The organism is Nisaea sp. (genome assembly GCF_965216895.1).
GTDB lineage: Bacteria > Pseudomonadota > Alphaproteobacteria > Thalassobaculales > Thalassobaculaceae > Nisaea.
In genome coordinates, this window is sequence record NZ_OZ244205.1 from 856,039 (window position 1) to 868,627 (window position 12,589).

A 12,589-nucleotide genomic window follows, 5' to 3' on the forward strand; every position below is an offset into this window, starting at 1 on the left:
TGTTGCGTCTCTAGTGCGCCAGGATCTGGCTGAGGAACAGCTTGGTCCGGTCGGACTTCGGATTGGTGAAGAACTCTTCCGGCGTGTTCTGTTCCACGATCTCGCCGAAATCCATGAAGATCACACGGTCGGCCACGCGCTTGGCGAAGCCCATTTCGTGGGTTACGACCAGCATGGTCATGCCGCTATCCGCAAGTTCCACCATAACGTCGAGCACTTCCGAGATCATTTCCGGATCGAGGGCCGAGGTCGGCTCGTCGAACAGCATGATCTGCGGGTTCATGCAGAGCGAGCGGGCGATCGCCACGCGCTGTTGCTGACCGCCAGAGAGCTGGCCCGGATACTTGTTCGCCTGTTCCGGGATCTTCACGCGATGGAGATACTCCATTGCGCGCTCCTCGGCCTCGGCCTTCGGGGTCTGCTTCACCCAGATCGGCGCCAGCGTGCAGTTCTCCAGCACGGTCAGGTGCGGGAACAGGTTGAAGCTCTGGAACACCATGCCGACATCGCTGCGGATCGCGTCGATGTTCTTCAGGTTGTTGTCCAGCGTCACCCCGTTGACGACAATGTCGCCGCCCTGGTGCTCTTCCAGCCGGTTGATACAACGGATAAGCGTCGACTTACCGGAACCCGACGGCCCGCAGATGACGATCTTTTCACCCTGGTAGACGGAGAGGTCTATGTCCTTGAGGACGTGGAACTCGCCGTACCATTTGTTGACACCGAGCAGTTCGATGACGACTTCGTCGCCTTTTGTCGACTTGTGCGTCGGAATATTTTCGACCTGAGCGTCCATGCTCATGTTCTGTACTCCTTGTTTCGAGGCACGACCTTGGGCTCTAGAGACCCGGAATCACTTCCGGGTCTGTCCTGCGCCAAGTGTGCGTTCGAGGTGCTGGCTGTATTTCGACATGATGAAACAGAGGACGAAGTACAGTGTCGCGCCGAAGAAAAGCGGCTCAGTGTGGATGCCGTTCCATTGCGGGTTCTGACTGACGGCCTTCAGCATCAGCAACAGATCATAGAGGCCGACGATGGAGACCAGCGTGGTATCCTTCAGTAGACCGATGAAACTGCCGACGATGTTCGGAATCATCAGTTTGAGGGCCTGCGGCATGACGATCAGGCTCATCATCTTCCAGTAACTGAGACCGAGCGCCTGAGCCGCCTCGTACTGTCCCTTCGGGATCGCCTGCAGCCCGCCGCGTACGGTTTCCGCCATATAGGCCGAGGAGAAGATACAGACCGCGATGATGGCCTGGACGATCTTCACCGGGTTGATGGCCTCCGGCAGGAACAGCGGCACCATGGTCACGGCCATGAAGAGAACCGTGATCAGGGGAACCGAGCGGAACAGCTCGATGAAGGCAACGCAGAAGACCCGGATGATCGGCATCTTGGACCGGCGCCCGAGTGCCAGGACAATCCCCGCCGGAAGCGAGACCGCAATCCCGATCCCGGAAATCACCAGGGTGACAAAGAGGCCGCCCCAGAGATTCGTGCTCTGACCTTCGAGTTCCCAACCTGCCTGAAGGGCAAAGACGAGAACCAGCAAGGCAACGAAGACCCCGATCACGGGGTATTTGTGCATTGAATCCGGCTTGCTGGCGAAGCCCGAGGCCGAGACGATCAGGTTTCTCAGGGATGTCCCGGTTGCGAGACAGGCCAGAACGTGCAGCCACGTGAAGATGAAGGCCGTGAGTGCGGCCGACATCATAAACTGAAGGAAAAGCCCTTTCTCCCCCCCGGCGAACAGATAGCCGAGCCAGAACGGCGAGATCAGGATCGCCGAGGCGCCGATGGCCATCTTGCCGGTGACCCGCGGGAACCAGAACGGCGCCATCCAGAGAATGAGCGTTCCGAATCCGAGATTGATCCGCCAGACTTCCTCGTCCGGATAGCGACCGTAGATGAAGTTCTTCATCCAGTGGGTCACGCCGGCCCAGCAGGCGCCGGAAAGCCCGACCTTGTCGAGACATTCACGGCGGGTTTCCGCTTCCCACACTGCGTTCAGGACAGCCCATTCGAAGATATTCGAGACCAGCACCCAGATCACGTAGAGCGACAGGATGGTCAGGACCGCGTTCAGCGGACTGCTGAAGAGATTCTTCCGGACCCAGCCAATCGCCCCCACGGTATTCGGCGGCGGCGGAAGGCTCGGTTTCGGCTGGAAGCTGACGTCCGAGGACGATGCGTCGAGATTTGCCATATCTTACCGCTCCTTCAGCTGAACGAGCTTGTTGTAGTAGTTCAGCGCCGCGGAGATCGTCAGGCTGACGGTCATGTAGAACAGCATCACCATCGCAACGATTTCGATCGCGTGGCCGGACTGGTTCAGCGATGTTTGCATGAAGACCGCGACGAGGTCGGGAAAGCCCACGGCGATTGCCAGTGACGAGTTCTTGACCACGTTCATCCAGTTGCTGATCAGCGGTGGCACGATCGCCCGCATGGCCTGCGGAATGATGACCAGACGCAGCGTCAGGCCCGGCTTGAGACCGAGGGAGTAAGAGGCCTCCGTCTGCCCGTGGCTGACCGAGAGGATTCCAGCGCGCACCATTTCCGCGATGTAGCAGGCATGGTAGATGACCAGCGCGATGAAGACGGCGCAGAAAGCCGGTGGAACGGACCCGCCACCGCGGAAATTAAAGCCTTTGAGGACGGGGATATCCCATTCGAGCGGAGATCCCGTGGCCAGAAACACCAGCAGCGGCGCTCCGAAAATGACGCCGACACCGGTCCAAAATGCAGGGAAACGCTCGCCTGTCGCATATTGCCGCTTTTTCGCCCAGACCGCGATGCAATACGCCGCGATCACGGCCGCAAGCAGGGTCAGCATGGTCATCCAGAAAAGCTCTCCTGGAACCGGCGCGGGGAAATAGAAGCCGCGGTTGTTCAACTCGAACAACCCAAGGCCGAGGACGTCGAAGCTCTGCTTCGGGCGCGGCAGAATGGCGAAGACCGCGAGGTACCAGAAAAGAATCTGCAGAAGCAGCGGTGTGTTGCGCAGGATCTCCACGTACCAGGAGGCGAGCTGTGCCACCAGCCAGTTCTTCGACAGCCGGAGCACCCCGATAACAAAGCCGAGGATTGTCGCCGCGACAATCGAAATAAACGAAAGCAGCAACGTGTTGGTGATGCCGACCAGATAGACCCACAGATAACTATCCCCGGCCTCGTAGGGGATAATCGAAAAAGAGATGGAGAACCCGGCCGTGCTTTGAAGAAAGCTGAAACCGGCGCTCATACCACGCGCTTCGAGATTGTGTGCGGTGTTCGTGAAAAGGTACCAGCCGGCCCACATCACGATGGCAAACACGAGGATTTGGTAGAATACGGAGCGGTAGCGCTCGTCGTTCACGACTTCGGATAACGACGACCCCTGCCTTGACGCCCCTCTGTCAACGACAGCCATATCAGCCTATCTCCGAGTAAGAGAAGGGAACCCAGAAACAGTCAGGCCCGGCCCTCGAGGGGCCGGGCCTGCTGCTTAGGAGGTCTTACCGGAACGGCGGGGAGTACATCAGGCCACCGTCGGTCCACAGCGCGTTCGGGCTGCCTTCACGCGGAATGCCGATGGCGAACTTGCCTTTGGTGCCCATGTACTCGTCGTACACTTCGCCATAGTTGCCGACATGCTTGATGATCCGGACGACCCAGTCCTTCTCGAGGCCGAGCCCCTTGTTCAGGTCACCCTCGACGCCGAGCATACGGGCCATTTCCGGATTGGTCGGATTGGCGGCCATGGCTTCGACATTGGTGCTGTCGATTCCCATTTCCTCGGCCTGAATCAGGGCGAAGACCGTCCACCGCACGATATCCATCCACTGGGAGTCGTTCTGGCGCACAACCGGGCCGAGCGGCTCTTTGGAGATGGTTTCCGGCAGAATCGTGTAAGCGCTCTGATCCGGGAACTTCGCACGGGTCGAGGCCAGGCTGGACTTGTCGTTGGTGATCGCGTCACAGCCGCCCTTGGCGAAGGTATCGTCGCGGACGTTGGAGTCCTCGAACACCACCGGCTCGATGTCCAGATTGTTGGTCCGGCTATAGTCGGTGAGGTTGAGCTCGGTCGTGGTGCCGGTCAGCACGCAGACGGTCGCCCCCTCAAGTTCCAGCGCGCTCTTGATGCCCGAATCCTTGGTCACCATGAAGCCCTGGCCGTCATAGAAGTTGATGGCGGTAAAGTCGAGGCCAAGCTGCGTGTCGCGGAACAGCGTCCAGGTCGTCGTCCGGGAAAGGACGTCGGACTCACCGTTCGCCATCGCGGTGAAACGCACAGCGCTGGTTACGGACTGGAACTCGACTTTCGACGGATCGTCGAAAATCGCAGCGGCGATCGCGCGGCAGACGGCGACATCGCTGCCATACCAGTTGCCTTGCTCGTCAAGCTGATAGAAGCCCGGCGCCGGCGTTCCGACCTGGCACCGGAGCATGCCACGCTGCTTTACAATATCCAGCGTGCTCTGCGCGGACGCTTCGCCGGCAGTAACGCCGAGGCTGGCAAGCATGCCGAGGCCAAGGCCCAAAAGACTCAGTTTCTTCATCCTGAAACCCACCCTGTTTTCGTTTCGGTTAACGACGGCCGGTTGTCCCGGTCTGCTAATCCCTGACATTTATTCTGGGATCGCCCCCGTTGATCCCGGTCGTTGTTCACCGCCATGGTTTCCGGCTTCTCGGCTTTTGTCTTGGCCTCGATCCGTTCCGCTTGAACGAATATTGGGCGACCTTGGAGCCGGTCTGCATGACAGTTGACATAATTCCAACACGCAGTTGATGTGTTTTGCAAGTGCGAGACGACCCGCCCGTTCAGATATGTTCATGCCGCGCATGCCTTCCTGACGGATTTTCGGCGGACAACCGTGGTTTTTTACTCCTAAGATTTAAAATTCCCGTCAGGATCAGATCACGCGCTATTTCCGGAGAAGTCATGAAACGCGGTGCCGAACCCCGAAAGAAAACGCTGATAACGCATGCCGGTCGCGCGCCGCATGCGAACCACGGCGTGGTCAATCCCCCCGTGTTCCATGCCTCGACGATCCTGAAACCGTCGCTCGATGCCCTGGAGACCTCACGGAAGCCGGACTTCAAGGGGTATCGCTACGGACGTCGCGGCACGCCCACCACACGGTCTTTCGAAGAGGCGGTTGCGGCGGTCTATGGCGCGGATGACTGTGTTGCGGTTTCCTCTGGGCTTTCAGCGATCTGCTGCGCGATCCTGAGCCAGGTCTCCGCCGGAGATCACATCCTGATGACCGACAACGTCTATCTCCCGACCCGCAAGTTCGCCGCCGGTTTCCTGCAGCGTTTCGGTGTGGAGACGACGTTCTTCGATCCCATGCAGCCGGCAGCTCTGGCCGGGATGATCCGCCCCGACACCCGGGTCGTGTATCTCGAGGCGCCGGGCACGATGACCTTCGAGATCTGCGATATTCCCGCCCTTGCCAAGACCGCTCGCGAGCACGACGCCACGGTCATCATGGACAATACCTGGGCGACGGCCCTCTATTTCGACGCCTTCGGACATGGTGTCGATATCGTCGTCGAAGCCGTGACGAAATATATCTGCGGCCATTCGGACGTGATGATGGGAGCGATCGTGAGCCAGGAGGCACATGCGGCATCGATCCGGGACTGCGTCATGATGCAGGGCAATTGTCCGGGGCCGGACGATCTCTATCTCGCACAAAGAGGGCTCCGCACCATGGCGGTGCGGCTTGCCGAGAACCAGGCGAACGCACTGGAACTGGCGCATTGGCTGGAAGCCCGGCCCGAGGTTGCCAGGGTTCTTCATCCGGCGCTGCCGTCCTGTCCCGGTCACAAGATATGGAAGCGCGACTTCACCGGCGCCAGCGGACTCTTTTCCTTTGTGCTCAAACCCGTTTCGCGCGCCGCGCTGGCCGCATTCCTGGACGGTCTCGAATTTTACGGCATGGGCGCCAGCTGGGGGGGCTACGAGAGCCTGATCCTGCCGGGTGATCCGGCCGCAGCGCGCAGCGCGACGTCCTGGGACGAACCCGGTCAACTCCTCCGTATCCACGCCGGACTCGAAGACATAGCCGACCTCAAGGCCGATCTCGAAGCCGGCTTCGAGCGGATTGAGGCCCTCCCCTGAGCGCCGGCCTTGTCAGCGATAGGACCGGAAGGAGATCCCGCCCTCGCGGCGGATCTGGTCGACCAGCGCGATCTCCCAGGTGAGGTAGGCGTTCATGCGCCGTTCCATCTCCTCGCGGCCCGCATCCTTGTCATAGGGACGCATATAGACGTCGTCGGGCGCCGCCAGCGGTTCCCCCATTCCCGCCGCCATCGGCAGTCCGGCGGACTCCCACCCGGCGGTTCCGCCAGCGACGGCGGCCGCCATGATGCCCTTCTCTGTCAGGTCCTTCGTCGCAAGACGGGCGAGCCGCTCGTCGGCCGCGATCAACACGACGCTTTCCGCTCCGGTCTGGGCCACTGCCGCGGCGAGCCCCTCTCGCGAACACCAGCGCGCACCTTCGGCATGGCTGTCCCGGTAATCCAGACTGCGGGTCAGGTCGACAAAGAGCGCCCCGGCATCGACCCGGCGCTTCGCCTCCGCCGGAGCGGGCATTTCGACTGCAGGCAGTTCGCCTGCCAGCAGCGGCGGCCTTGCTCCGGTCTCCAGCGTTTCCATGTCCTGCCCGTCCTCCAGCACATAGACCTCGTCCCAACCGAGCTGTCGCAGCCAGCTTCCGGTCATTTCAGCCCGGACCATTTCCGGGTCGACCAGCACCACGCGCGCGCGCCGTGTGGCCATATAGGCGTCCGTCGACTGCACCAGTTGCCCGCCGGGCGCATGCCGGGCGTCCGCGAGGTGCCCGGCGGCAAACTCCTCTTCCGTCCGCACATCCAGCACATAGAGCGTCCGCTGCCCGCGCTCGCGGCGCCAGGCGGCCAGCGTTCCGGCGTCGACCCGTCCGACCCCGAACCTGTCGGCAGCGGCCCGGGCGCGCTGCCGCGCCAGTTCCGCGCCGCTGGGGGTGACCTGCGGCGGCGGACGCATGTTGCCATGCTCGAGCCTATAGCCGGCGAGATGCCATCCCATGGTACCGTTGCGCAGCGCCACAACCTTGTTCGGAATGCCGGCATTGATCAGAGATTGGGCCCCGATGATGCTCCGCGTGCGGCCGGCGCAATTGACGACAATGGTCGTCTCCGGGTTCGGCGCCGCCTCCTGGACCCGGTACACCAGTTCCGCGCCGGGCATGTCGATGCCGGTCGGGATGTTCATCATGGTGAACTCGCTCATAGGCCGGGAATCCAGCACCACCATGTCTTCGCCGGACTCCATCATCTCCTTGAGTTCTTCGGCGGAGACCGACGGTGTCCCGTATTCGTGCTCGACGAACTCACCGAACGCCTTGCTCGGAACGTAGAGACCGCTGAACAGTTCAAGCCCCGCCGCGCCCCAGGCGTTCACCCCACCCTCAAGAATCGAGATATCGGCATAGCCGAGTTCGGCCAGCTTCTCCGCAGCCGCCTCCGCCAGCCCCTCTCCGCCGTCGCAGAGCGTGACCGGGGTGCCAATCCGGGGCACCAGGTCCGCGATCCGGAGTTCAAGCAGACCAAGCGGAATGTTGCTTGCGAGAAGGATATGGTTGGCGCCGTAGACGGCCTCGGGACGGACATCGATCAAGGCAAACTCTTGCGAGCCGTAGAGCGCATCGTGCAGTTCCCGTGCGGATATCGTGCGGGCCATGCCCTCCTCCCCCTCAGTGTTCTTCTGTTTAACTTGCTTGTTCCAGCGCGGCTTCCGCTTCCAGCCACTCAGCTTCGACGCTTTCGATTTCCCGGTCCACGGATTCCTTTTTCAAAATCATCTGCTTCAGGTCCGCCGTCGGACCTTCGTAGATCTTCGGATCGGCAAGTCTCTCTTCCAGCTTCGCCTTGCGCTCCGACAGCCTCTCCAGCTTCTTCTCCGCCTCGCGGATCTTCTTCCGGATATCGGCTGTCTGCCGGCGTCGCTCCGCTGATTCCTGACGTGCCTGTTTGCGGTCGTTCTTCTTCTCGGGCTCCTCGACCGCATTTCCCGAACGCGCGGCCCGCTCCTCCTGGCGAAGCCAGTCACGGTAACCGTCGAGATCGCCGTCATAGGGCTTTACTGTCCCGTTCGCGACGAGCCAGAGCCGGTCCACGGTAAGCTCCAGCAGACGGCGGTCGTGGCTGATCAGGATCACCGCGCCGGTATAGTCGTTCAGCGCCTGCACCAGAGCGTCGCGCGCGTCGATATCGAGATGGTTCGTCGGCTCGTCGAGAATCAGGATGTGCGGGCTGTCATGGGTGATCAGCGCCAGCGTCAGCCGCGCTTTCTCCCCGCCCGAGAGATGTTTGGCCTTCGTCGTCTGCTTGTCCTGCACCAGGCCGACGCCGCCGAGCCGTGCCCGCACCCTGTCCGGCAGTGCGCCCGGCATCAGGCGCGCCATCTGCTCTGCCGCCGTTGCTTCCGGATCGAGATCCTCGATCTGGTGCTGGGCAAAGAAACCGACCCTGAGCTTGGCGGTCCGGTGCTCTTCGCCGTCGAACTTAGCGAGCCGGCCGGCGATCAGTTTCGCCAGCGTCGACTTGCCGTTGCCGTTGCGGCCAAGCAGACCGATCCGGTCGTCGCCGTCGATCCGGAACCCAAGACCTCTCAAGATCGGTTTTCCCGTCTCGTAGCCGACGCTCGCATTCTCGAACGTCACCAGCGGCGGCGGCAGCTCTTCCGGGTTCGGAAAGGAAAAGCGCGTAGTCGGTTCGTTCACCGCATCCGGAAGCTTCTCCATTTTTTCGAGCGCCTTGATGCGGCTTTGGGCCTGGCGGGCCTTCGAGGCCTTGTAGCGGAAGCGCTCGATGAAGGCTTCCATGTGCTTGCGCTGGGCACTCTGCTTTGCCCGCTGCGCCTCGATCTGCGCCAGCCTTTCCTCGCGGGTCTTCTCGAACCGGTCGTATCCTCCCTGGTAGAGGGTCAGCTTCAGGTTCTCGAGATGCAGGATCGCGTCGACCGCCTTGTTCAGCAACCCGCGGTCATGGCTGACGATGACGAGCGTCTTCGGATATCTGGCGAGATAGGATTCCAGCCAGACCGTCGCTTCCAGGTCCAGGTGGTTCGTCGGCTCGTCGAGCAGCAGGATCTCAGGCTCGGCGAACAGGACTGCCGCGAGCGCGACGCGCATACGCCAGCCACCGGAGAAACTCGACATCGGCTCGGATTGCATGGCGTCGTCGAACCCGAGCCCGGCAAGGATCGATGCGGCGCGGGCGGGCGCCGCATGCGCGCCGATATCGGCGAGCCGGGTCTGCACCTCGGCAATGCGCATCGGGTCTTCCGTCGTTTCCGCCTCGTGCAGCAGGCGCTCGCGTTCCTTGTCCGCACGCAGCACCACTTCGAGCGGCGTATCCGGTCCGCTTGGCGCCTCCTGGCTGACCATACCGATCGGATCCTCGACCCCGCGACCGCCACTGACGATTATTTCGCCCCCGTCAGGATGGTACTCATCGGTCAGAAGCTTCAGGAGCGTCGATTTCCCGGTGCCATTGCGCCCGACAAGCCCGACCTTGTGACCATCGGGAATCGTGGCCGCAGCCTCATCGAACAGGGTGCGGCCGGCAATGCGGAACGTCATGTCGGTTATCTGGATCATGGCACGCCTGATAGCACTTGCCTCGAACGACGCCAATCCCGCGTGAGCAGGGTTGCAAAATCGGGAGGAGCGGTAGAGGGTCGAAGCCAACAAAAGGTCACTTTCCGTGTCTCCCGAAAAAGAAACCATCATCGTGGGCGCTCAGCCGATCAGCCCGTCCGCAACTCCGCTTCCGGTCAAACCGGCCGACGGAGAAGCCGCGCCGCGGCTTGGATGGATGTACGGTGCCGCCTGCATGACAGGCGGCATCGGGCTCGTGACCCTGAATGACGGCATCGCCAAATGGCTGACCGCGGACTATGCGGTCGGGCAGGTCATCGCGCTCCGCGGCGTGCTCGTTCTGATACTCCTTTTCGGATTCGCCTTCGCGACCGGACGGCGGGCGCAGTTGCGTGTGACCCGATGGGACCTCCAGCTGATCCGGGCAGGTGTCATCGTCGGCAGCACCTACAGCTTCATCTGGGCCCTGAAACTAATGGCGATCGCCGACGCCACTGCGATCGCGTTCGCCGGCCCGATCGTGACGGCTGCCCTCGTCGTACCGCTTCTGGGCGAGCAGGTCGGCTGGCGTCGCTGGACGGCGATCCTGGTCGGGTTCTGTGGCGTGCTCATCATGGTCAAGCCGACACCAGCCACCTTCTCCACCGTGGCACTCCTGCCGCTTCTGGCGACGGTGCTGGGCTCTTTCCGGGACATCGTGACCCGGAAGATGCACAGGACGGAAACCACGTTCTCGATGCTGGCGGTCGGCATGACGCTTGTCACGCTGTCCGGATTCGCCAGCCTGGCCTTCGAGGAATGGAAACCGATCGGCTGGCAGGAAGCCGGCCTACTCGCGGTCAGCAGCATCTTCGTCGGTGCGGCTCAATTCCTGATGATCGAGGCGTTTCGCTACAGCGAAGCCGGCTTCGTGACTCCCTTCAAATACACCAGCATCGTCTGGGCGGTCCTCATCGGCTTCGTGGTCTGGGGGAACATCCCGGACCTCTGGATCGTCACAGGAACCTTGCTGGTGATCGGCAGCGGTCTCTACATCCTGCACCGGGAACGGGTCCGGCGGACCGAGGAAGCGGCGCAATCAGACCGTTAGACCGGTTGTCTTGCGGGATGCGCGCTTGGGGCCGACGAAGGTAAATTCCCGGACTCCCGCCGCGAGAGCGTAGCACGCGAGCTCGACCGCCTTGGGGATGTCGAGCGGCTCTCCGTCGCGCTCTCCCTTTTCGTAATACTGGATCATACGCCGCTTCAGCCCGAGGGCCTCGGCCATCTCCTTTTGCGAAAGCTTCAGGAACTTGCGCAATTTCTTGAACTCACCGGACGTCATGCCGCCTCCTTGGAAAGCGCATTATATGCGCTTTTTTTCCGAGAAGTAAGCGCACAAAGTGCTCAACAGAAGACGCGGAGGAGCACGGATGCGCTCCTCCGCAGCCGATCTCAGAACGTCAGCCGGATCCCAGTGATGGCATAGGCCGCCTGGACGTCGCCGGCACCGCCCGTGTCGCTGGTATATTCGGAGTATCCGAGCGTCGCCTGCGCGCTCACTCCCGGGCCGAGAATATACTGGCCCGCCAGTGCAATCGTATCCCGGTCAGCCTGTACAGTGGCGGGAGCGGTGCTTCCCGAAAGGCCGGCCCGCTCGCCGTGCAGGTAGGTCATGCTCACTCCGTACGTACCAAAATCGTAGGCCGCACCGAGCGTGTAGCCGTCCCCGTCATGGGCGCCGGAATCCTGGAAAGCGGCAAAGGATCCGCCAACCTGCAGACCGCCGTAATCCAATGTGAGCCCGAAGGCATAGGCCTGCGGCTCGTCCTGCCCTGACGCTGTCTCGAGGAAGGTGCCGTAACCCGCCGATGCGGCGACGGTCACGCCGCTGAATTCACGGCGCAGGTCAGCGCTGGCCATGACGCCGTCTGAAAGCCCCGCATCGCGGTCGGGTTGCACATTGTTGTCCTGGTTGCTGTCCGGCGCGTAGGACATGGCGAGCCGGAATCCCTCGATCCTCGGTGTGTAATAGGTCAACTTGGTCGAGTCGTTCGCCCGCGCGGGCTCGACAAAAGTGCCTCCGAACGGTGCCCTGAAATATCCGCCGTCGCCGATCGAGGTGGAGCCGGTCAGTTCCCAATCGATCGTGTCCCCGGAATTGATCCCCATGCCGAATTCCTTCGGCGCCACGTGGGTCTTGTAGAGTGCGGAGTTCTCGTCGCCGATATCGATCTGGCCGAAATTGCCGCGCAGCGTCAGATAGCTTTCGTCGATCTGGTCGCTGGCGTTGCTGTTGCCTTCGAGCTGGACGTTGATCCCGACCTCCAGGCCGTTGTCGAGCTTGGTACTGCCGGCGAAATGGATCTCCGTGTCGGATTTCACGTCGAAGCCGCTGAGGTCGAGACTGCTGTTCCCCTCGTCGTCGATATCCGTGTATCCGAACCACTGTTCGGCATATCCCCCGACCGAGAGCTTGAGCTTTTCCGCGGCACTTGCCGCATCGGTGGATAGAAGCAGGCTCGCCGCGACGAGAGCGGTAGTCTGCAAGAGTGCTTTGCGTGCTGGATTTTCGCGCATGATTTGGTTTCCCGTGCACCGGTCCGGATTCCTCTCGTCCCGGCGTCGATCAAGTGGTCAGAAGCGGGCCGGCAGACATCCGCCGCACCTGGCCCGATTTCTCACAAGTGAGGCTGGAAGGAGAATTCCACAATTGGCGCGCGATGCACTCATTTGTGATGTCGCAGGGCGCCCCCCGAATTACCTTGCTCACACTCCAGCCCGGCGCGTGAGACGCACGGGAAACGGATTATTGCCGAATGCGGGGAGTTGAATTTCCGGCACAGATTCCCATCGACGCCGGCGACGAATCAACCGGTACGAACAGCGGCAAGAATGCGGTCGATCCGTTCGGAGAGGCTGGCCGCCTCGCGGCTCAGGGTTTCCAAGACCCGCTGAACCTGGCCCGATGCTCT

Annotated in this window: 10 protein-coding genes; 2 read left to right on the plus strand and 8 right to left on the minus strand. The window is 61.8% G+C overall.

Going from position 1 to position 12,589, the window contains the following annotated elements; genetic code table 11:
• Positions 1-10: 10 nt before the first annotated feature.
• From ACOOE1_RS04105 to ACOOE1_RS04120, 4 genes are all read right to left on the minus strand, one after another.
• Positions 11-802, minus strand: coding sequence for an amino acid ABC transporter ATP-binding protein (locus ACOOE1_RS04105; protein ID WP_420405067.1), 792 nt, complete (start codon positions 800-802; stop codon positions 11-13).
• Between the two features lie 51 nt (positions 803-853).
• Positions 854-2,209: an amino acid ABC transporter permease gene (locus ACOOE1_RS04110; protein WP_420405068.1), complete on the minus strand. Its 1,356-nt coding sequence runs from the start codon at positions 2,207-2,209 to the stop codon at positions 854-856.
• Between the two features lie 3 nt (positions 2,210-2,212).
• Positions 2,213-3,415 (minus strand): amino acid ABC transporter permease, encoded by a 1,203-nt coding sequence (locus ACOOE1_RS04115; RefSeq protein ID WP_420405069.1) that lies wholly within the window; start codon positions 3,413-3,415, stop codon positions 2,213-2,215.
• 85 nt (positions 3,416-3,500) lie between these two features.
• On the minus strand, positions 3,501-4,544 hold the full coding sequence (locus ACOOE1_RS04120; RefSeq protein ID WP_420405070.1) for an amino acid ABC transporter substrate-binding protein: 1,044 nt from the start codon (positions 4,542-4,544) through the stop codon (positions 3,501-3,503).
• Between the two features lie 383 nt (positions 4,545-4,927).
• Between ACOOE1_RS04120 and metC the strand changes: the two genes are divergently transcribed.
• A complete protein-coding gene (gene metC, locus ACOOE1_RS04125) occupies positions 4,928-6,112 on the plus strand; it encodes a cystathionine beta-lyase (protein WP_420405071.1) in 1,185 nt (394 codons plus the stop codon).
• 12 nt (positions 6,113-6,124) lie between these two features.
• Here the strand turns inward: metC and ACOOE1_RS04130 are convergent, their stop codons facing one another.
• Positions 6,125-7,714 carry a rhodanese-like domain-containing protein gene (locus tag ACOOE1_RS04130; protein WP_420405072.1) on the minus strand — a complete coding sequence of 530 codons (1,590 nt, stop codon included), beginning with the start codon at positions 7,712-7,714 and terminating at the stop codon, positions 6,125-6,127.
• Between the two features lie 28 nt (positions 7,715-7,742).
• A complete protein-coding gene (locus ACOOE1_RS04135; protein ID WP_420405073.1) occupies positions 7,743-9,617 on the minus strand; it encodes an ATP-binding cassette domain-containing protein in 1,875 nt (624 codons plus the stop codon).
• Between the two features lie 124 nt (positions 9,618-9,741).
• On the opposite strand from ACOOE1_RS04135, the gene ACOOE1_RS04140 reads away from it, so the two are divergent.
• Positions 9,742-10,725: a DMT family transporter gene (locus ACOOE1_RS04140; RefSeq protein WP_420405074.1), complete on the plus strand. Its 984-nt coding sequence runs from the start codon at positions 9,742-9,744 to the stop codon at positions 10,723-10,725.
• Here the strand turns inward: ACOOE1_RS04140 and ACOOE1_RS04145 are convergent.
• Positions 10,714-10,959, minus strand: a complete 246-nt coding sequence (locus ACOOE1_RS04145; protein ID WP_420405075.1) for a helix-turn-helix transcriptional regulator — start codon at positions 10,957-10,959, stop codon at positions 10,714-10,716. The two genes, ACOOE1_RS04140 and ACOOE1_RS04145, sit on opposite strands and share 12 nt — an antisense overlap.
• Positions 10,960-11,069: 110 nt before the next feature.
• Entirely contained in the window at positions 11,070-12,194 is a 1,125-nt protein-coding gene (locus tag ACOOE1_RS04150) for a porin (protein WP_420405076.1), read from the minus strand.
• Between the last annotated feature and the right edge of the window lie 395 nt (positions 12,195-12,589).

Excerpts from the sequence above, each read along its gene's own strand:
- ACOOE1_RS04105 (WP_420405067.1), bottom strand. The coding sequence starts at position 802 with ATGAGCATGGACGCTCAGGTCGAAAATATTCCGACGCACAAGTCGACA.
- ACOOE1_RS04110 (WP_420405068.1), bottom strand. The coding sequence starts at position 2,209 with ATGGCAAATCTCGACGCATCGTCCTCGGACGTCAGCTTCCAGCCGAAA.
- ACOOE1_RS04115 (WP_420405069.1), bottom strand. The coding sequence starts at position 3,415 with ATGGCTGTCGTTGACAGAGGGGCGTCAAGGCAGGGGTCGTCGTTATCC.
- ACOOE1_RS04120 (WP_420405070.1), bottom strand. The coding sequence starts at position 4,544 with ATGAAGAAACTGAGTCTTTTGGGCCTTGGCCTCGGCATGCTTGCCAGC.
- metC (WP_420405071.1), top strand. The coding sequence starts at position 4,928 with ATGAAACGCGGTGCCGAACCCCGAAAGAAAACGCTGATAACGCATGCC.
- ACOOE1_RS04130 (WP_420405072.1), bottom strand. The coding sequence starts at position 7,714 with ATGGCCCGCACGATATCCGCACGGGAACTGCACGATGCGCTCTACGGC.
- ACOOE1_RS04135 (WP_420405073.1), bottom strand. The coding sequence starts at position 9,617 with ATGACGTTCCGCATTGCCGGCCGCACCCTGTTCGATGAGGCTGCGGCC.
- ACOOE1_RS04145 (WP_420405075.1), bottom strand. The coding sequence starts at position 10,959 with ATGACGTCCGGTGAGTTCAAGAAATTGCGCAAGTTCCTGAAGCTTTCG.
- ACOOE1_RS04150 (WP_420405076.1), bottom strand. The coding sequence starts at position 12,194 with ATGCGCGAAAATCCAGCACGCAAAGCACTCTTGCAGACTACCGCTCTC.